At 68.1% G+C, this 19,286-nt stretch carries 15 protein-coding genes; 8 read left to right on the forward strand and 7 right to left on the reverse strand.

What is annotated here, in order from left to right:
• Positions 1 to 194 precede the first annotated feature (194 nt).
• A complete protein-coding gene (uvrB, locus tag DMB37_RS33040) occupies positions 195 to 2,387 on the forward strand; it encodes an excinuclease ABC subunit UvrB (protein ID WP_240771763.1) in 2,193 nt (730 codons plus the stop codon).
• Between the two features lie 146 nt (positions 2,388 to 2,533).
• Here uvrB and DMB37_RS33045 read toward each other — a convergent pair whose 3' ends face one another.
• Complete coding sequence (locus DMB37_RS33045) at positions 2,534 to 3,004, reverse strand: VOC family protein (protein WP_135236020.1); 471 nt, start codon at positions 3,002 to 3,004, stop codon at positions 2,534 to 2,536.
• Positions 3,005 to 3,077: 73 nt separating this feature from the next.
• Between DMB37_RS33045 and DMB37_RS33050 the strand changes: the two genes are divergently transcribed.
• The 3 genes from DMB37_RS33050 (at position 3,078) to DMB37_RS33060 (ending at position 5,429) form a co-directional block, all read left to right on the forward strand.
• Complete coding sequence (locus tag DMB37_RS33050; protein ID WP_135236021.1) at positions 3,078 to 3,971, forward strand: helix-turn-helix domain-containing protein; 894 nt, start codon at positions 3,078 to 3,080, stop codon at positions 3,969 to 3,971.
• Positions 3,972 to 4,065: 94 nt separating this feature from the next.
• Positions 4,066 to 4,494, forward strand: a complete 429-nt coding sequence (locus DMB37_RS33055) for a DoxX family protein (RefSeq protein WP_370465247.1) — start codon at positions 4,066 to 4,068, stop codon at positions 4,492 to 4,494.
• Between the two features lie 482 nt (positions 4,495 to 4,976).
• Entirely contained in the window at positions 4,977 to 5,429 is a 453-nt protein-coding gene (locus tag DMB37_RS33060) for a universal stress protein (RefSeq protein ID WP_014983412.1), read from the forward strand.
• A gap of 126 nt (positions 5,430 to 5,555) precedes the next feature.
• Here DMB37_RS33060 and DMB37_RS33065 read toward each other — a convergent pair whose 3' ends face one another.
• The 3 genes from DMB37_RS33065 to DMB37_RS33075 all read right to left on the reverse strand — a co-directional run bounded on the left by DMB37_RS33065 (position 5,556) and on the right by DMB37_RS33075 (position 9,706).
• Complete coding sequence (locus DMB37_RS33065; RefSeq protein ID WP_370465249.1) at positions 5,556 to 7,844, reverse strand: ATP-binding domain-containing protein; 2,289 nt, start codon at positions 7,842 to 7,844, stop codon at positions 5,556 to 5,558.
• Positions 7,845 to 8,053: 209 nt separating this feature from the next.
• Positions 8,054 to 8,347, reverse strand: coding sequence for an antibiotic biosynthesis monooxygenase (locus DMB37_RS33070; protein WP_135236022.1), 294 nt, complete (start codon positions 8,345 to 8,347; stop codon positions 8,054 to 8,056).
• A gap of 12 nt (positions 8,348 to 8,359) precedes the next feature.
• On the reverse strand, positions 8,360 to 9,706 hold the full coding sequence (locus DMB37_RS33075; protein WP_135236023.1) for a diguanylate cyclase domain-containing protein: 1,347 nt from the start codon (positions 9,704 to 9,706) through the stop codon (positions 8,360 to 8,362).
• Positions 9,707 to 9,962: 256 nt separating this feature from the next.
• Here DMB37_RS33075 and DMB37_RS33080 point away from each other — a divergent pair, with 256 nt between their 5' ends.
• Positions 9,963 to 11,108 carry a beta-ketoacyl synthase N-terminal-like domain-containing protein gene (locus DMB37_RS33080; protein ID WP_135236024.1) on the forward strand — a complete coding sequence of 382 codons (1,146 nt, stop codon included), beginning with the start codon at positions 9,963 to 9,965 and terminating at the stop codon, positions 11,106 to 11,108.
• 131 nt (positions 11,109 to 11,239) lie between these two features.
• Here DMB37_RS33080 and DMB37_RS33085 read toward each other — a convergent pair whose 3' ends face one another.
• Positions 11,240 to 12,946 carry a GAF domain-containing sensor histidine kinase gene (locus DMB37_RS33085; protein ID WP_135236025.1) on the reverse strand — a complete coding sequence of 569 codons (1,707 nt, stop codon included), beginning with the start codon at positions 12,944 to 12,946 and terminating at the stop codon, positions 11,240 to 11,242.
• Between the two features lie 143 nt (positions 12,947 to 13,089).
• Between DMB37_RS33085 and DMB37_RS33090 the strand changes: the two genes are divergently transcribed.
• Positions 13,090 to 13,863, forward strand: coding sequence for a sigma 54 modulation/S30EA ribosomal C-terminal domain-containing protein (locus DMB37_RS33090; RefSeq protein ID WP_135236026.1), 774 nt, complete (start codon positions 13,090 to 13,092; stop codon positions 13,861 to 13,863).
• Positions 13,864 to 13,881: 18 nt separating this feature from the next.
• Here the strand turns inward: DMB37_RS33090 and DMB37_RS33095 are convergent, their stop codons facing one another.
• Both DMB37_RS33095 and DMB37_RS33100 read right to left on the reverse strand, forming a co-directional pair.
• The gene (locus DMB37_RS33095) at positions 13,882 to 15,081 is read right to left on the reverse strand and encodes a sensor histidine kinase (protein ID WP_135236027.1); all 1,200 of its coding nucleotides are present in this window, start codon (positions 15,079 to 15,081) and stop codon (positions 13,882 to 13,884) included.
• 8 nt (positions 15,082 to 15,089) lie between these two features.
• Positions 15,090 to 15,725, reverse strand: a complete 636-nt coding sequence (locus tag DMB37_RS33100; protein ID WP_107655305.1) for a response regulator transcription factor — start codon at positions 15,723 to 15,725, stop codon at positions 15,090 to 15,092.
• 333 nt (positions 15,726 to 16,058) lie between these two features.
• Here DMB37_RS33100 and DMB37_RS33105 point away from each other — a divergent pair, with 333 nt between their 5' ends.
• Positions 16,059 to 17,108: a glycosyltransferase gene (locus DMB37_RS33105; protein WP_135236028.1), complete on the forward strand. Its 1,050-nt coding sequence runs from the start codon at positions 16,059 to 16,061 to the stop codon at positions 17,106 to 17,108.
• Between the two features lie 28 nt (positions 17,109 to 17,136).
• A complete protein-coding gene (locus DMB37_RS33110; protein WP_135236029.1) occupies positions 17,137 to 19,248 on the forward strand; it encodes a glycogen debranching N-terminal domain-containing protein in 2,112 nt (703 codons plus the stop codon).
• The last annotated feature ends 38 nt before the right edge of the window (positions 19,249 to 19,286 follow it).

Here is a 19,286-nt window from a genome sequence, read left to right on the forward strand (position 1 = left end):
GTATGCGGCCAGCGCCCGGGCGGCCAGGAATGGATTGCTGGGAATGCGCGAGCAACGACCGTCGTTCAATAATCCGGGTACTCGGCGCGAGGACGCTACGGCGACGCTGACCGAAACCCGCTCACCCCGGTCCGCGGCAGCCACCGCCCGCGCGACCAGAGAATCTGTCGGTGGCTGGGCTTAGGCTGGTGAACATGGCATTCGCAACCGAGATTCCGACGGAAGGCTACGCGGAGAGGGCGGCGGCCGAGACCCCGCTCGCGCACTCCGAGCACCGGCCCGTCGGCGAGATCGAGCGCACCGACGGGCGCTTCCAGGTAGTCAGTGAGCACGTGCCCGCCGGTGACCAGCCCGCCGCCATCGAGGAGCTGGAACGCCGGATCAGGGCGGGGGAGCGCGACGTCGTGCTGCTCGGCGCCACCGGCACCGGTAAGTCGGCGACCACCGCGTGGCTCATCGAACGGCTCCAGCGCCCGACGCTGGTAATGGCCCCGAACAAGACGCTCGCCGCCCAGCTGGCCAACGAGCTGCGGGAGATGCTGCCGAACAACGCCGTCGAGTACTTCGTCTCGTACTACGACTACTACCAACCCGAGGCGTACATCGCCCAGACCGACACCTACATCGAGAAGGACAGCTCGATCAACGACGACGTCGAGCGGCTGCGGCACTCGGCGACGTCGAGCCTGCTGTCGCGCCGCGACGTGGTGGTGGTCGCGTCGGTGTCGTGCATCTACGGCCTCGGCACCCCGCAGTCCTACCTCGATCGTTCGGTGCAGCTCGAGGTCGGCACCGAGGTGGACCGCGACGCACTGCTGCGCCTGCTCGTCGACGTGCAGTACACCCGCAACGACATGGCGTTCACCCGCGGCTCGTTCCGGGTGCGCGGCGACACCGTCGAGATCATCCCGTCCTACGAGGAGCTTGCGGTCCGCATCGAGTTCTTCGGCGACGAGATCGAGGCGCTGTACTACCTGCACCCGCTCACCGGCGATGTGGTGCGCCAGGTGGACATGCTGCGCATCTTCCCGGCCACCCACTATGTGGCGGGCCCGGACCGGATGGAGCGCGCGGTCCGCGACATCGAGACCGAGCTGGAGCAGCGGCTGGCCGAGCTGGAGCGGCAGGGCAAACTGCTCGAGGCGCAGCGGCTGCGCATGCGCACCCAGTACGACCTGGAGATGATCCGGCAGGTCGGCTTCTGCTCCGGCATCGAGAACTACTCGCGCCACATCGACGGCCGCCCGGCCGGCTCGGCGCCCGCGACGCTGCTCGACTACTTCCCCGACGACTTCCTGCTCGTCATCGACGAGTCGCACGTGACGGTGCCGCAGATCGGCGGCATGTACGAGGGCGACATGTCGCGCAAGCGCAACCTGGTGGAGTTCGGCTTCCGGCTGCCCTCCGCGGTGGACAACCGACCGCTCACCTGGGAGGAGTTCGCCGAACGGATCGGCCAGGCGGTGTATCTGTCGGCCACCCCCGGCCCGTACGAACTGGGCCAGGTCGGCGGCGAGGTCGTCGAGCAGGTCATCCGCCCGACCGGTCTGGTCGACCCGCAGGTCGTGGTCAAGCCGACCAAGGGCCAGATCGACGACCTGGTGCACGAGATCCGGCTGCGCACCGAGAAGGACGAGCGGGTGCTGGTCACCACGCTCACCAAGAAGATGGCCGAAGACCTCACCGACTATCTGCTCGGGCTCGGCGTGCGGGTGCGGTACCTGCACTCGGAGATCGACACGCTGCGCCGCGTCGAACTGCTGCGTCAGCTGCGGCTCGGCGAATACGACGTGCTCGTCGGCATCAACCTGCTGCGCGAGGGTCTCGACCTGCCCGAGGTGTCGCTGGTCGCGATCCTCGACGCGGACAAGGAAGGCTTCCTGCGCAGCAGCACCAGCCTGATCCAGACCATCGGCCGCGCGGCGCGCAACGTGTCCGGCGAGGTGCACATGTACGCCGACAAGATCACCGACTCGATGCGGCACGCCATCGACGAGACCGACCGGCGCCGGGCCAAGCAGGTCGCCTACAACACGGAGCAGGGCATCGACCCGAAACCGTTGCGCAAGAAGATCGCCGACATCCTCGACCAGGTGTACCGGGAGGCCGAGGAGACCGAGGTGGAGGTCGGCGGCTCCGGCCGCAACTCCAGCCGCGGCCGTCGCGCTCAGGGCGAGCCGGGCCGCGCGGTCAGCGCGGGCGTCTACGAGGGCCGTGACATCAAGTCGATGCCGCGCGCCGAACTCGCCGACCTGGTCAAGGAACTCACCGCGCAGATGATGAACGCGGCCCGCGAGCTGCAATTCGAGCTCGCTGGCCGGCTGCGCGATGAGATCGCCGACCTGAAGAAGGAACTGCGCGGCATGGACGCCGCCGGACTGAGTTGAGTGCCGTCGCCGCGCTTCCGTCCCGGACGAGGGGCAGGGGTGCGACCGCACACCTGCTGAGTTCCCGCACCACCTTTCGGTTCCCGCACACCGACTTGCCGTGCGACACACCGTGTTCGCCGCAAGAAGGGGTGCGGGATTGGGGCTCAGCCCTGGGTGGCCATCCACTCGTTGACGCGGCGTTCGGCTTCCTCGCGGGAGACGTCTTCGACCTTGGTGATGACGGCCCAGCGGTGGCCGAAGGGGTCGATGACCACGCCGAAACGGTCTCCGGTGACGAAGGTTTGGGGTTCTTCGGCACTGCGGGCGCCGTGTTCGATGGCGCGTTTGATCACCCCGTCGACGTCGGGGCAGTAGTGCACGATCGAGGTGTGCACCCACTCGCCGTTCGGGGCGAGCACGTTGTTGTCCGGGATCGGCATGCCCAGCTGAAGGGTCGAGTCGCCGATCTTCAGTTCGGCGTGTGCGGGCTGACCGTCGGGCAGATCGTTGCGGGTGATCACCTCGGCGCCGAAGACGGCGGAGTAGAAATCGATGGCCTTATTGCCGTCGCCGACCGCGAGGAAACAGGTGATGGAGTGGTAGCCGTCGGCGATGGGGTTCACGGTGTTCGTCATGACAGCAATCCTGGTCGGGCGGGTGGCGCCGGTCTTGTAAGAAAGCGACACGGTGCCCGACGGGAGCGAAACCATGCCGGGCAGCACTGATTCCGCGTCGGGACTGCCGAGGAACCCGGTCGCGCCCGCCGACACCACCGGCATCCTGCACCCGGACGAACAGGCCAAGTACCGCTCCCTGACCCGGCTACCGGCAGGCCCAGCGGTGGACCGTTTCGTCGAGTGGTACTGGTCGGTGCGCTGGGATCTGCGCGGCAGGCCGCCGTACCGGGCGGAGGTGCTCTCCTATCCGAGCGTCAACGTCACCTTCGAGCGATCCGCAACCCGCACAGGCGGTTTCGTCACCGGCGTGTGCACGACGAAATTCATCCGGGAACTCCACGGAGCGGGCGAGGTGTTCGGCGTGCGCTTCCGCGCGGGCGGCTTCGGCGCCTACACCGGACTCGACGTCGGTTCGTTCCGCGACACCACCGTCGACCTGACCGACGTCATGCCCGACGCCCGCGGGCTGACCGACCGCGTCCTGGACGCGGCCACCGACGAGCAGCGCGGCGCCGTGCTCGACGAGTTCCTCGCGGCCCGGCCCGCCGCCGATGATCCGACCTACCACTCGGTGCTGCGCATCATCGACGCGATGGCCGGGGATGCGGAGCTGACCAGGGTCGATCAGATCACCGACCGATTCGGCATACCCACCCGCACCTTGCAGCGGATGTTCCGGCGCTACGTCGGCGCAGGCCCGAAGTGGGTGCTGCGCCGTTACCGGCTGCAAGACGGCGCCGAACTGCTCGCGCGCGGCCGGACCGAAGATCTCGCCGCATTGGCCGCCGAACTGGGATACTTCGATCAGGCGCACTTCTCGCGAGAGTTCACCGCGGAAGTCGGAATGGCTCCACTGGAATACGCCAAGAATTCGCTACGCTCGCGCAACGAGGTCACGGCAAAGGTCTTGCCGACCAGGACATAGTCGCCGGGCCGACCGTATTCGACCATTCGACCACGGGCTCGGGAATACCTTCCGGAACTCTTAGTTGAATGTTGCACTACCTACTGTCAGCCAATTGAGGGAGCTGGACATGGATGTCGTGGTGTTGATCGGACGGGTGTTGTTCGCGGTGTTGTTCCTGAGCTCGGCGCTCGGTCACGTCATGCAGACCGAGGCGATGGCGGGTTACGCGGCGAGCAAGGGGGTGCCGATGGCGAAGCTCTCGGTGCTCGGCTCGGGTGCGCTGTTCGGCCTCGGCGGGCTCAGCGTGCTGCTCGGCGTGTGGGCCGATCTCGGTTCGCTGCTGCTCGCGGTGCTGTTGCTGGTGACGGCGGTGCTGATGCACCCGTTCTGGAAGGAAACCGATCCGCAGGCCAAGCAGGGCGAGATGGTCAACTTCAACAAGAACGTGGCGCTCGCCGGTGCCGCGTTGATGCTGTTCGCGTTCTTCGCCCACGTCGATGACCTCGGATTGACCATCACCGGACCGCTTTTCGACCTCTGATCTTGCTTGCCGCGCTAATATTGCGCGTCCTTTTTACTGCAGGAGAGGAACGCATGGACATCATCGGAGCGATTCTGGGCTTATTCTGGGCGAACTACCGGCAGTGGCCGTAATGGCACGCTAGTCCCAGGCTCGGACGGCCCGTCCCGGTGCGAGATTCGCGCGCCGAGGCGGGCTGATGTCTGTTCGATCGACGCTGGTATGTGACGAATATCCCAGGGGGACAAGATCGTTCACGTGGGTTGTGCTCGATCACAGTTTACCGGCCGGACAATTGTGTCCGCGCTGGTTGCCGATGGCCTTCCGGCATTTCCTGGCGAACGTGTGACGCCAATACCCGGACACCTCCGATGTGATGTGTCGCGATTGCTGTTACTTCCGGTCCGTTTGCCGCTAGGGTCGACCCAAGTCGCTGCGCCGGGGCACGTCTTGGTATGGAACCCGGACGTAGGCACCCTTAAACCGCACAGTTGGAGGAGAGAATGACCGCCTACCGGACCATTGTTGTCGGTACTGATGGCTCGGACTCGTCATACGTCGCCGTCGAGAAGGCCGCGGCGCTGGCTGGAGTGTCCGCCGCGACCCTGGTCATCGCGTGTGCCTACTACCCGACCGACGATCGCGACGTGGCCGCCGCCGCCGATGTGCTCAAGGAAGAGGCCTACCAGGTGCGCGGGTCCGCCCCCACCAACGAGATCCTGCGCACCGCGCGGGACAAGGCCGCGGCCGCGGGCGCGGTGGACATCGTCGAGCGTGCCGTGGTCGGCGAGCCGGTCGAGTCGCTGCTCACGCTGACCAAGGAAGTGGACGCCGATCTGCTCGTGGTCGGTAACCGTGGGCTGAACACGCTGACCGGTCGCCTGCTCGGCTCCGTCCCGTCGGACGTCGCCCGCAAGTCGCGCTCGGATGTGCTGATCGTGCACACCGTTCGCTAGCAGAACTTCGGAGAACTCCGCATTGCACCCATTGGTGTGATGCGGAGTTCTCGCGTTTGCGCCAGCTTTTTCCGACGTAGGATGCGCGGCAGACGTACGACCGGATCGCAACGCAGAGCGCACTTTTCAGCGCAGCGCGCGCAACACCTCCGGCAGTTCCTCGCTGTGCACCACACCCAGCCGCTGCGTCGCACGAGTCAGCGCGACGTACAGGTCGTTGAGCCCACGCGGTGATTCGTCCAGGATCGCTTGCGGCTCCACCAGATACACCGCGTCGAACTCCAGCCCCTTCACATCGTGCACGGTCAGCACCCGCACCGATTCACCGGCCAGCTCGGCCAGCTCCTCGACCAGCGCGTGCGGCGCGATCACCGCGGTGGTGCCCGGCCCGGTCTCCCCGGCGACCAGCTTCGCGATCTGGTCGCGCACGTCGCTCGCGGCGACGCGGTACCCGCGCGGCGGGTTGCCGCTGTCGCGCACCGAGCGCGGCGCCGACGCCGCCGGATCGATCGCGGCGAGCACGTCCGCGGCCACGTCCATGATCTCGGCCGGGGTCCGGTAGTTGACGGTCAGCTCGGTGAGCTTCCACCGTTTGGCCACATACGGTTCCAGCACCCGCTGCCAGGACGAGGCGCCGGCCGGGTCGCCGGTCTGCGCGACATCGCCGACTACTGTGATCCAGCGATTCGGGATGCGCCGCATCACCATTCGCCAGGCCATCTCCGAGAGCTCCTGCGCCTCGTCCACGATGACGTGCCCGTAGGTCCAGGTGCGGTCGCCCGCGGCGCGCTCGGCGGTGGTCTGCCTGGTGCGCACGTCCTGGCGTTCGGCCAGCTGGCTCGCGTCGATCAGGTCGTAGGCCATCAGGATCTCCGGATCGAGGTCGTCTTCCAGATCCTGTGGCGCCGAACCGGTCAGGATGTCGAGCGCGTCCTGCGCCTCGGCCAGCTGTGCGCGCCAGCGGCGCCGGGAACGTTCGCGCTCCTCGGTGTCGTCCACGCCGAGCAACTCGGCCAGCTCGTCGAGCAGCGGGGCGTCGGCGGCGCTGAATTCGCCGTTGTCCGGTCGCACCAGCTCGGCGCGGTCCTCGGCGGACAACGTGCTCGCGACCCGGTCGAGCCGCTTGGGGTCGGCCAGCAGATCGGCGAGCACGTCCTGCGGGGACAGCAGCGGCCACAGCGTGCCGATGGCCTGCTGGATCTCCTGATCGGCCCGCATCTCGTCGCGGATCTCGGCGATGTCGGTGCGGCTCAACAGGCTCGGGCCGCCCGACAGATCGGCGCCCATCGTCTCGGCCAGCTGATCGGTGAGCGCGTCGATCACCGCGCTGGTGAAGATCGGCCTGGCCAGGTTGTGCGGCCTGCGCGAGGAGCGAGCCCGGCCGCGGGCCTTGGTGGCGATCTTGCGGTCCAACGTCACCGGGTAGCCGTCGAAGCTGAGCCGGATCGGTTCGGCCGGTACTTCCTGCCGGTCGCGGACCGCCTGCTTGAGCACCTCCAGCATGTCCAGCGAGCCCTTGATCTCGCCGGCCCGCAACGAATCCTCCCTAGCGGCTTTCACACCCGGGTAGAGGTCGCCGATGGTGGACAGCAGCACGCCGGTCTCACCGAGCGAGGGGAGCACCTGACCGATGTAGTCCAGGAAGGTGGCGTTCGGCCCGATGATCAGCACGCCGCTCTTGGCCAGCTGCTGGCGGTAGGTGTAGAGCAGGTAGGCGGCGCGGTGCAGCGCGACGGCGGTCTTGCCGGTGCCCGGCCCGCCCTGCACGACCAGCACGCTCTTGTGCTCCGAGCGGATGATCGCGTCCTGCTCGTGCTGGATGGTCTCGACGATGTCGTTCATGTGCCCGGTGCGGGCCGCGTTGAGCGCGGCGAGCAGCGCGCTCTCGCTGCCGACCCCGCCGTCGTCGTCGGTCGCGCCTGCCCGGCGGGCGGCGTCCAGATCGAGGTATTCGTCGTTGATCGCGGTGACACTGCGGTTGCGCGAGCGGATGTGCCTGCGCCGGGTCACGCCGTCCGGTGCGGCGGTGGTGGCCAGGTAGAACGGGCGGGCCAGCGGGGCGCGCCAGTCCAGCAGCAGCGTCTCGTAGTCGTCCTTCTCGTCGAGGATGCCGAGCCTGCCGATGTAGCGGTACTCGTCGGCCAGATCGATCCGGCCGAAACACAGACCGTGTTCGGCCGCATCGTATTTGGCCAGATCCTCGGTGTAGAGGTGGCTGAACGATTCGCGCTCGCTGCGCGCCTGCGGGGTGCCGCCGGATTCCAGCAGCACGGTGCGTAACCGGTTGCGCGCGTACTCGCGCATTTCGTCGAGCCGGTCGTACAGCACCGAGAGGTACGCCTGTTCCTGCTCGGTCTCGCGGGTCAGCTCCGGCGCGCCGTCACTGGCGGCACGATCCTGAGTGAGGTCGGGCAAACTGAACTCCTTCACCGCGATGAGCCGAGCGAACGCTACACACGCACGGCAATGCGCACGCGAACGCTCGGAAAACAAGGTTGTCGAGTCTACTGCGATTGCGGCGGGCTCGCCGTAACCGCTGGTGTACCGGGGATCGCGTCGTCGGCTCGCCGTCGTGTACGACCGCCGTCGGCGCGCTCTATGGGGTTGTGGTCCGGTGTGCCGTGCTAGTCGATCACTGGCAAGAAGTGCTCGACCACCGGAAACGGCTCATAGAAGTGATGCAACAGCTCCTTCCACTTCAGGTATTCCGGCGAGCCGCGAAAACCTTCGACGTGATCGCTGAGCCGCTCCCATTCCACCAGCAGCAGGTAGGTGCCGGGCGTCTCGACACAGCGGCTGAGCGACAGCGACCGGAACCCGGGCATGCTCGCGATGATCGGCCGCGCGCGGGCGAAGGCGACTTCGAAATCATCGGCCAGTTCCGGCCGGACAGGCAGCAGCGCGTGTTCGAGAATCATGGGTGGAGCTTGTCAGGACGCGTGCGTGCTGTTCGGCCTGCGTCCCTTGCTGACCGCGCCCTCGCGATGCCCGGTCGGCTTGGCCCGGTACATCGCCAGGTCCGCGTCGTGCAGCACGGCCTCGGGGGTGCGGCGGTCGCCCACGGTGAGCGGGGTGACGCCGATCGAGGCGTTCACCTCGATCCGATGCCCGCGCGCGATGATCGGCTCGGCCATCGTCGCGCGCAGCCGGGCCACCAGCGCGTCGATGTCGACTCGCCGGGTGCGCCCGGACAGCAGCACCAGGAATTCGTCGCCGCCGAGCCTGCCGACCAGGTCGTCGCCGCGCAGCGCGCGCTGCAACCGTTGCGCGACGATCTGCAGCACGGTGTCGCCGATGGCGTGCCCGAGCGTGTCGTTGATCGCCTTGAACCCGTCCAGATCGATGAACAGCACGGTGGACACCGGCAGGTCCTCGCTGGTGGCGAGCGCGCCCGCCAGCTGGGACAGGATCAGCGACCGGTTCGCCAGCCCGGTGAGCGAGTCGTGGGTGGCTTGGTACTCCAATTGCCTTCTGCTGGCCCGGAATTCGGTGATGTCGGCGAACGAGGACACCGCCGAGGAGCGCGGATCGTCGGGGTTGAGCAGGCGGCTGCTGCCCGAGAGCCAGCGCCGCTGCCCGTCAGCGCGGTCGACGCCGAAGACGTAGCCGGTGATGGTCTCGCCGGTGGCCAGCGTGCGGGCGATCGGGTGGCGGGTCGGCGGCAGCGGTTGCGCGTTCGCGTCGAGCAGGGTCATCGGCAGGGACTGGATGGTCTTGCCGATGAGCTCGTTGTCGGAACCGTCGCTGCCGAAGATGCGCATGGCGGCCGGATTGGCCGACTCGATGCGCCCCTCCGGGTCGATCACCACCACGCCCTCCTCCAACTGCGAGACGACCGTGGTGAAGTGCTGTTCGGCCAAGTGCTGTGCGGCTTCGGCGTGTCGCTGGGCGGTGAGGTCGTGGATGACCACCTGATAGGCGAGGCGGTCGTGCCACGCGGTGAGCACCGAAACGGTCTCCACCGGCACCGGCACCCCGTCGAGCCGGACCAGTGTCATCTCCGTCGGATTGGAGGCGGCACCCTTGGTGGTGAGGTGGCTGATCCGCTCCAGCATCCCTGGGACCGAGCCCGGATGGACGAACTGGGTCAGGGGTTTGCCGATCACGTCCTCGGCACTGTCGGCAGCCAGCAAACGGACGGTAGCGGGGTTGGCGTAGACGAGGACGCCGCGCTCGTGCACGCAGATGCCATCGGGTGAGTGCTCGACCAGCGACCGGTAGCGCTCAGCCAGCTGCTCGGCAGCGTCGACCGCAGCGGCTACCTTGTCCTCACCCACTCGAACCCCCGATCGTCGACCCGATTATGGCCATTGGAAGATGGGATTATTCTGGTGCCGACGTGTAGCAGAGCACAGCGTCGACGCTATTGCTTCGATCACAGTTCCGGCATTAAATCGGGCTCTGCCTGGTGATCATTACAGAACCGGTTCTGTAGTAATTATCTGTTACACCGCAGATCGGCTGCGGAAGCGGTGAAGGAGCGATGCAATGCCGGGTGACACCCCGAACGACCGACACCAGCATCAAGATCATATGACGTTCGCCGGGATCGGTGCCGTCACCGCCTACGGCTGGGGTCGCGAGGCGCTGTGGCAGGGACTGCTCAGCGGTAAGTCGGCGGCCTCGGTGGAATCGGGATACGGGCCCGGTCGCGACGAGGATGCCTGGGTTGCGCTGGTGCCCGACGGAGGCGACCACACGGTCAGCACCAGCCGATACGGCCGGGCCATGCACGAGTCGGCCAGGGAGGCCATCACCGACGCGCTGGCACGCGGCTGGCAGCCCGGCCGCACGGTGGGATTGTTGCACGCGATCGTGCTCGGCGACGTCGTCAACTGGCGCGACTTCTACCTCATCGATCAGGGCCATCGCCGGTCCCGCGGCTATCTGCCGCTGATCCCCTCCACCCCCATCTCGGTACTCATGCAGGAGTACGGGTTCCACGGCCCGGCGATGAACGTGTCCGCGACGTGCAGCTCCGCCAATGCCGCGCTGGTCACCGCGCAACTCTGGCTGGACGCGGGGATCGCCGACGACGTGGTGTGTGTCGCCACCGATTTGTCCGGCACCCCCGATATGGTCGAGCACTTCGCCGGCATGGGTGCCGCGGTGACCGACGCCGAACCGCTGGACGGGTGCCGCCCGTTCCAGGAGGGCACTCGCGGCTTCTGCTTCGGCGAGGGGTCGGTGGCGTTCGTGCTGACCCGCTCGGTGGACCGGCCCTACGCGGCGGTGCTCGGTGGCGGCATGAGCAACGACGCGTATCACGTGGTGTCGGTCGATCCCACGCACGAGCAGATTCGCGAATGCACCAGGCGCGCGCTCGCCAACGCCGGTGTGGCCGCGGCCGATGTGCGCTACTTCAACGCACACGGCACCGGTACTCGGCAATGCGACAACGCGGAACGAGATCTGCTGGCCACCATGTTCGACGACCAGCCGCACATCTATGCGCTCAAACCGTTGGTCGGCCACTGTCAGGGCGCGTCCGCCGGTGTCGAAGTGGCCGTGGCTGCGCTCGGCTACGAGCGCGGCATCGTGCCCGCAGCGCCGATCGTCGCGGCACCGCATCCGCGGCTGCTGGACGGACCGCAGCCGTTCGAGGGCGGCATCACCGCGAAACTGTCGCTGGGTATGGGCGGGAACAACTCTGTCGTGCTGCTCGGGCCCGCCGGCTGAGGTCGGCGGCCCGACTCGGCCTCGCTGACGCCTGCCTGGGCGCCGTTGCCGCTCGGTTTCGTCGCGTTGGCGCTGGACTCGCCCGCGCCGATGCTCGGCCAGATCACGCAGGGGCACGACAAGTGTTCGGTTCACGGCAGCGGCACCGACCAGCACAGCCGGGTACCCGGCATGGCATCGTCCGTCGTGTTCCCTGCGGGACCGATGGTGAACTGTCCGTCGGCCTTCTCCGCGCGCTGCTCCAAGTTGCGTAGCCCGCTGCGCACCACGTGATTCGGGATGCCCCAGCCGTTGTCGGTCACCGCGATGGTCAGATCGTCGTCGACACTGATCTCCACCGCGACAGTATCCGCCCCCGAGTGCCGGACCGCATTACTGACGGCCTCGCGCACCACGGCTTCGGCGTGATCGGCCAGTTCGGCTTCCAGCACCGACAGCGGACCGGTCACCGAAAAGGTCGACCGCAGTGGGGTTTCGGTGGTCTGCTGGCGGATCGCCTGCTCGAGCCGCTGCTGCAGCGGATTGCCGTGGCCGCCGTGCAGGTCGAAGATCGAGGTGCGGATCTCCTGCACCACCTCTTGCAGATCGTTGACCACGGTCGAAAGGCGTTGCCGCACTTCGGGAACGGTAGCCCGGGCGACGGCGCTCTGCAGGGTGATGCCGACCGCGAACAGGCGCTGGATGACGTGGTCGTGCAGGTCGCGTGCGATCCGATCACGGTCGGCCAGCAGGTCCATCTCGCGCATCCGCAGCTGCGCGTCGGCCAACTGCATGGCCAGCGCGGCCTGATCGGTGAACGCGGCGGTCAGCTCGACCAGCTCGTCGGAGTACGGCGCGGCGCCGACCGGTCGCACCGTCGTCAGCACGCCGAGGGTGCTGTCCGGAGTGCACAGCGGCAGGATCAGCAGCGGCCCGGCGTCGGGTAGCGCGAGGCCGACACTGATCGCGCTCGCGTCGTCGAAGCGCAGCGGGGTGCGCCGGGTGAACGCCTCACCGAGCGCGGTGCCCTCGGTCTGCACGGCCTTGTCCGTGTAACCCGCACCGGGACCGCACCATTGGGTGACCGCGAGCTCGCCTTCCTCGTCGGGACCGGTGAGGAAGGACTGGTGTGAGCCGGTCAGCGTGCGGGCGTGCTCGACCACGTGCGCCAGCACGTTGGCCGACCGGTTACCCGCCAGGAATTCGGTGGCGATATCGCGGGTCGCCGCGATCCACGCCTGCCTGGTGCGCGCCGATTCGTAGAGCCGCGCGTTGTCCACCGCGATGCCCGCGGCGGCCGCGAGCGCCTGCACCAGTACGTCGTCATCGTCGGTGAACGGTTGCCCGCCCGCCTTTTCGGTCAGATAGAGGCTGCCGAACACCTCGCCGCGGATCCGCACCGGCACCCCGAGGAAGGTGTGCATCGGCGGGTGGTGCGGCGGAAGGCCTACGGAGGCCGGGTGATTGGTGAGTTCGTCGAGCCGGAGCGGTTTCGACTGGTTGAACACCACGCCGAGTACGCCGTGGCCCGCGGGCAAACGCCCGATGGCACTGCGGGTTTCGTCGTCCATGCCCTCGTCGATGAACTGCACCACCTGCTGGTCGTGGCCGCGCACGGCGAGCGCGCCGTAGCGGGCATCGACCAGGCTGGTGGCGGTGCGCACGATGGTGCGCAGGGTCTCGTCCAGGTCGAGCCCTGAGGTGACGGCGAGCATCGCCTCGACCAGCCCGTCCATCCGGTCGCGCGAGTCCAGGATGAGCTCGACCCGCTCCTTGACCTCGCTGAGCAACTCGCGCAGCCGCAGTTGCGAGAGGGTGTCGCGCACGGAGTAGGGGTCGGTGCCGCGGTCCTCGGTCATCTCGGTTTCCCCTTGTGGTGCGCGCGTGAACTGCGCCTCGCGCCAGTCTAGTTCGCCCTTGGGGGACTTTCGGCCCTGTTCGCCGGGGCATTGCGATGGTGATATGGGGCGACGGGATCGAATTCGAAGTCAGGGCGTGTCACATGAAGTCGTCGGGATTGCTGCATCCGTCCGCACCGCAACATTGGCTGACCGCAAGTGATCTCGATCTGGCGGTGACCACGTTCGGCGCGGTGCCGGACGTGGACGTGACGCGGGCGGTCCGGGCGATCGGCCGGGTGCTGCGCCGCCACCATCTCGACGCGGCGACCAGGGTCCGGGTCACCGCGCCGCCGGAGACCGACGCGGTGACCGTGGTACAGGCCAATATTCGTTGCCGCGGTGTCGCCACCCGGGTGCAGGTGACGGGGCCCGGTGGGTTCGCGGTCACCTTCGCCGCCGAGCGACTGGACCGGCAACTGGCCCGGCTGGCGACGAGCACGAGCAGGGATTGGCCGGATCCGGCGCGTCCGCCGCTGGCGCAGGTCACCGAGCCGCGCCCGATCGTGCGCCGCAAGTCGTGCGAGCTACTCACCGGCACCGCCGGCGAGGCGACGGCGGTGATGGACACGATGGACTACGACGCGTACCTCTTCACCGACAGCGAGACCGGCGTGGACGCGGTGGTGGCCTGGGGGGACCCGCTCGGTGTCCGGCTGTCCCGCCAGGATGCGGTGACGAGCGGTCCGCAGCGGGTGAATTCGCTACCGATCGCAGTGGATCCGGAACCGGCACCCGTCCTGGACGAGGACCGGGCTGCGCAGATTCTGTGTCATCACGGACTGCCGTTCCTGTTCTTCACCGACTCGATCGACGGGCGCGGGCGGCTGCTGTACCGCCGTTACGACGGCGATCTGAGCCTCGTGGAACCGGACTGACGGCGACCAGCGCCCCGGTCAGCTCAGCGGGGCCGACCAGCGCACCCGCGTACCCCCGTCCGCAGCGCGCTCGACACTGCACCGCCCCTCTGATTCGCCGGCCCGCTGCGCGAGATTCGCCAGCCCGCTGGCGGTTACGTCATCCGGCACGCCGGATCCGTTGTCCTGCACCAGGATGGTCAGCTCGTCCCCGACGGTGATCTCGATCGTCACGACATCGCCACCGGAATGCCGCACCGCGTTGCTGACCGATTCGCGCACAACGGCTTCCGCGTGCTCGGCCAGCGCGGACCCGACCACCGACAGCGGACCGTCGACGTGCAGCCGCGCCCGGATCGCGGTCGCCGCGGTCTGCTGCCGGATGGCGTCTTCCAGACGCCGCCGTAGCGAGGCACCCGTACCGCCGTGCAGATCGAAGATCGTCGTGCGTATTTCGTGCACGATCTCCTGCAGTCGGTCGATCTCGTCGGAAAGTCGATGCCGGACTTGCGGATCGTCGACCCGCGCGGCCAGACCCTGCAACCCGAGCCCGACCGCGAAGACGCGTTGGATGACGTGATCGTGCAGGTCGCGCGCGATCCTGTCGCGATCGGCGAGCACATCGAGTTCACGCGCCCGGCGCTGCGCTTCGGCGAGCTGCATGGCCAGCGCGGCCTGATCGGTGAACGCCGCCGTGAGCGCGACGAGCTCGTCGGAGTACGGCGCGGCTTCGGCCGCGCGCACCACGATGAGCACACCGAGCACGACGCCGGCGGTTTGCAGCGGCAGGATCAGCGCGGGCCCGGCCGCGCCGACCGGCACTCCCAAGTCGATGCTCCGCGCGTCGGTCAGGTGTACCGTCGTCCGCTCCGCGAAGGCCTTGCCCGTGGCGGTGTCGGTGAGCCGCACGATGCGCTCCGCGTCCGGCACGGCGGCCCGCGACCATTGCGCGACAACGAGTTCGGTGGCCTCCTCGGGCGGGATGCCCGGCTCGACCACCGCGAGGATCGCCTGCGCCGACTCGGTCAACGTGCGCGCGTGCTCGACCACCTGCGCGAGCACCCGCTGCGACTCGGTACCGGCCAGGAACTCGGTGGCGATGTCCCTGGTCGCCTCGATCCACGCCTGCCGGGTGCGGGCCCACTCGTAGAGCCTGGCGTGGTCGACGGCGATGCGGGTGGCCGTGTCCACGATGGCGCGCAGGGTGTCGATCACGGAGTTCGGCACGGCGTCGGTCATGTCGAGGTTCAGCGCTCGCCGAGCTTGCTGGCCAGCACGGCCGCCTGGGTCCGTCGCTCCATGCCGAGCTTGGCGAGCAGCCGCGACACGTAGTTCTTCACCGTCTTCTCGGCCAAGAACATTCGCGCCGCGATCTGCCGGTTGGTGAGGCCCTCACCGAGCAAAGCGAGCAGCCGCCGTTCCTGTTCGGTGAGCCCGGCCAGCGGGCCGTCGTCGTCGGGGGCGCCGTCGCGCAGCCGGGCTCGCAACGCGGCCGCGGCCCGGTTGTCCAGCAGCGAGCGGCCCGCGCCGACCGCCTTGATCGCGGCGGCCAGTTCCATGCCCTTGATGTTCTTCACGACGTAGCCGCTGGCCCCGGCCAGGATGGCGTCGAGCATCGCCTGGTCATCGGTGTAGGAGGTGAGAATCAGGCAGCGCAGCCCCTCGACCTCGGCCAGCAGATCGCGGCACAGTTCGATGCCGTTGCCGTCGGGCAGTCGCACGTCGAGCACCGCGACCGCGGGGCGCAGCACCGGGATTCGCGCCATCGCCTGCGCGACATCACCCGCCTCGCCGATCACCGTCAGCTCCGGATCACCCTCCAGCAGATCGACCAGGCCGCGCCGGACGATTTCGTGGTCGTCTACGAGAAATACCTCGAGCACGGCGGCCTCCCTGTCGTCGTTACGCCGAAACGAGCCTGCGCGAATTCCTCGAGTAGATAACGAGGTTCCGGGTAAGCTTGCAATGAAGTCAACCAGAGGGGCCGTGGGCAGCGGAGCCATAAGGCTCATATGTACGTGGGAACTCGAGATGACATATTCAGCGACACTAGATTTCAGCGCGATCTTCGGATCGCCCCGCACCTGTCCGGGATGCGGATCCGACGCAGTCGATGCCTTTGATGAACTACCCGATATTTCGGTGCGCTGCGGTGGCTGCGGCGCACAGTGGGGTTCCGCCGAGGAAGGCCGAGGCGTCGAAGAACGCAGGCTCCCATGAGAATCGGGCAGATAGTTCCGCCATGGGTACCGGTACCACCGCCCGCCTACGGCGGCACCGAATCGGTAGTCGCCAATCTTTCCGTCGGCCTCGACATGCTCGGCCACGACGTGCACCTTTTCACGGTGGGTGAATCCACCTGCCCGGTGCGCCGCTACTCGCTGTACGAGCAGCCGACCAGCCAGATCGGCGTCGGTGAGGCCGAGCTGATGCACGTGCTCGCCGCTTACGAGACGCTGGCCGACGTCGACATCATCCACGATCACACCTCACTCGGCCCGTTCGTCGGCGCCATCCAGGACGGACCGCCGGTCGTGGTCACCAACCACGGCCCGTTCTCGGAGATGCGCCAGGAACTGTTCCGCTCGATGGCGCGCCACGCGCACATCGTCGCGATCTCCGAGTCGCAGCGGCGGATGGCGGGCAGCGTGCCGATCGCCGAGGTGATCCATCACGGAATCGACCTCAACACTTACAAATACGGCCCCGGTGGCGGGGGATACGTGGTGTTCGTGGGCCGGATGAACGAGGAGAAGGGCGTGCACCGCGCGGTGCAGATCGCCCGGCTGGCCCGGCGCAAACTGCTCATGATCACCAAGATGCGCGAACCCGAGGAACGTCGCTATTACACTGAGCGGGTGCGTCCACTGATGGGCCCCGACGACCCCGAACCGCGCGAGGAACCGACCGCGCGCCGGGTCGAATTGGTGCGCCATGCCGACGCGTTGATCAATCCGATCGAATGGCCCGAACCCTTCGGGCTGGTGATGGCCGAGTCGTTGGCTTGCGGCACACCGGTTCTCGCGTTCCCCAACGGCGCGGCCCCGGAGATCGTGGACCACGGCAGGACCGGATTCCTCTGCCGCGACGTCAACGAAATGGTGGACGCCCTGGACAAGGTGCACACGCTGGATCGCCGGGCCTGCCGTGCATCGGCCGAGCAGCGGTTCGGCAGGCTGCGGATGGCGCGCGACCACGAGCGGCTCTACCGCCGCATCGTGGCCGAACGGACGACCCGGGTCATGGTGCCCACTCCGGTGGCGTGAGTTCGCCGAGCGCCCCCGGGGCTGGCGCGTGACCCATCCGTGGGGCGACGGCTCGGATACGGAGGCGCCGACGGCCATCAACGCTGGGGTCACCCTGGTCGAGGGCTCGACCTTCTGCATCAGTGACGTCAGCGGCGCGATCACCCCGGATCGCGCGGCGGGCTTGTTCGTTCGCGACACCAGGGTGCTGTCGTACTGGCGGCTCACCGTCGACGGATTGGCACCGCAACCGCTCACCGTGCGCTACGACGAGCCGTACAGCGCGACGCTGCTGGCCCGTACCGCGCCGCGTGCGGGTACCGCCGACAGCACCGCGCTGGTGATCATCGGCAGGCATGTCGGCGACGGCATGCGCGAGGACCTGGTGGTACGCAATCTGTCCAGCGCGCCGCTCGACTGCACGATCAGGCTGGAACTGGACGCCGATTTCGCCGACCTGTTCGAGGTGAAGGAGGGGCGCACCGGCCGCGAGCAGGCGGTGGTCACGGCGGCGCGAGCCACCGACGGCGCCATCCAGATCAGCCGCGAAGAGCTGGGCATGGCGGTGACCGTCAGCGGCAGCTCGGCCACCGCGACCGGCCGCGAATTGTGCTGGCAGGTAAGCCTGCCCGGACGCGGGGAATGGTCCACCTGCATCGAGTACCTGCCCGCCCTCGGCACCGACATCGCACCACCGCGCTACCCCTGCGGCACGCCGGTGAACCGCAGCGCGCCGGCACAGCGGCTGCGCGAGTGGTACGCCAACTCGCCGACCGTGCACACCGCGGACGAGACCCTCGCCTCGGTGCTGCAACGCACCCTGACCGACCTCGGCGCGCTGCGCATCTTCGACCCCGACCACCCCGAACGCGCGGTGGTGGCCGCGGGCGCGCCCTGGTTCATGGCGCTGTTCGGCCGGGACTCGCTGCTCACCTCCTGGATGGTGCTGCCGCTGGATCGCAGGCTGGCCGTCGGCACGCTGCAGAGCCTGGCCGATCTCCAGGGCAAGAAATTGCACGCGACGACCGAAGAGCAGCCGGGCCGGATCCCGCACGAGGTGCGCTTCGGCCGGGCGGCCACGCTGCTGCTCGGCGGCGGCACCGCCTACTACGGCACCGCCGACGCAACACCGTTGTTCGTGATGCTGCTCGGCGAGTTGTACCGGTGGGGGCTGGACGCGCGGATCCGCGACGAACTGCTGCCACACGCCGATCGCGCGCTGGAGTGGATCGAGCGTTACGGCGACGCGGACGGCGACGGTTTCGTCGAATACCAGTGCGCCGCCGAACACGGCCTGGCCAACCAGGGCTGGAAGGACTCCTGGGACGGAGTGAACTTCGCCGACGGCACGCTGCCCGAGGCACCCATCGCGCTGGCCGAGGTGCAGGGCTACGTCTACGCGGCGTATCTCGCCCGGGCCACGCTGGCCGCGGGTACCGGCGACCACCAGGCGGCGGAGCGCTGGCGGGGCAAGGCCGCCCAGTTGAAAATCGCCTTCAACGAGGCGTTCTGGCTGCCCGACAAAGGCTGGTACGCGATCGGTCTGGACCGGGACAAGCGACCGATCGACGCGCTCAGTTCCAATATCGGGCACTGCCTGTGGACCGGGATCATCGACGACGACAAGGCCGCGCGGGTCGCCGACCATCTGCTCTCGCCGGAGATGTTCAGCGGCTGGGGAATCCGCACGCTGGCCACCTCGATGGGTGCCTACAACCCGGTCAGCTACCACAATGGCTCGGTATGGCCGCACGACAACGCGATCTGCGCCGCGGGCCTGATGCGCTACGGCTTCACCGACCACGCGAACCGGGTGGTCTCCGCCGTGCTCGACGCCTCGACCCGCTTCGGCTACCGGCTGCCCGAACTCTTCTGCGGCTTCGACCGCGCCGAATTCGACATCCCCGTGCCGTATCCGACGTCGTGTTCGCCGCAGGCCTGGGCGGCTGCCGCACCGTTGCTGTTTTTGCGTACCCTGTTGAGACTGGAACCGAGTGTTCCGGAGGGGGTGCTGTCGGTCGCACCGGTGGTCCCCGCTCGCTATCTGCCGCTACGCGTCGGCGGACTGCGGGTCGGCTCGAATGTGCTGTCGGTCACCGTCGACGCTGAGGGCTGGCAGGTCCGCGGTTTGTCCGGTGACCTGCGGCGGACCGAGCACTGAGCCTGGCGGAACCCACCGCGATGTCGTCGGCGCGAGCG

The organism is Nocardia sp. CS682 (genome assembly GCF_004634405.1).
Taxonomy (GTDB): Bacteria; Actinomycetota; Actinomycetes; order Mycobacteriales; family Mycobacteriaceae; genus Nocardia; species Nocardia ninae.

Coding starts and splice junctions, on each gene's coding strand:
- uvrB (WP_240771763.1), top strand. CDS start 195: ATGGCATTCGCAACCGAGATTCCGACGGAAGGCTACGCGGAGAGGGCG.
- DMB37_RS33045 (WP_135236020.1), bottom strand. CDS start 3,004: ATGACGAACACCGTGAACCCCATCGCCGACGGCTACCACTCCATCACC.
- DMB37_RS33050 (WP_135236021.1), top strand. CDS start 3,078: ATGCCGGGCAGCACTGATTCCGCGTCGGGACTGCCGAGGAACCCGGTC.
- DMB37_RS33060 (WP_014983412.1), top strand. CDS start 4,977: ATGACCGCCTACCGGACCATTGTTGTCGGTACTGATGGCTCGGACTCG.
- DMB37_RS33070 (WP_135236022.1), bottom strand. CDS start 8,347: ATGATTCTCGAACACGCGCTGCTGCCTGTCCGGCCGGAACTGGCCGAT.
- DMB37_RS33080 (WP_135236024.1), top strand. CDS start 9,963: ATGACGTTCGCCGGGATCGGTGCCGTCACCGCCTACGGCTGGGGTCGC.
- DMB37_RS33085 (WP_135236025.1), bottom strand. CDS start 12,946: ATGACCGAGGACCGCGGCACCGACCCCTACTCCGTGCGCGACACCCTC.
- DMB37_RS33090 (WP_135236026.1), top strand. CDS start 13,090: ATGAAGTCGTCGGGATTGCTGCATCCGTCCGCACCGCAACATTGGCTG.
- DMB37_RS33095 (WP_135236027.1), bottom strand. CDS start 15,081: ATGACCGACGCCGTGCCGAACTCCGTGATCGACACCCTGCGCGCCATC.
- DMB37_RS33105 (WP_135236028.1), top strand. CDS start 16,059: ATGAGAATCGGGCAGATAGTTCCGCCATGGGTACCGGTACCACCGCCC.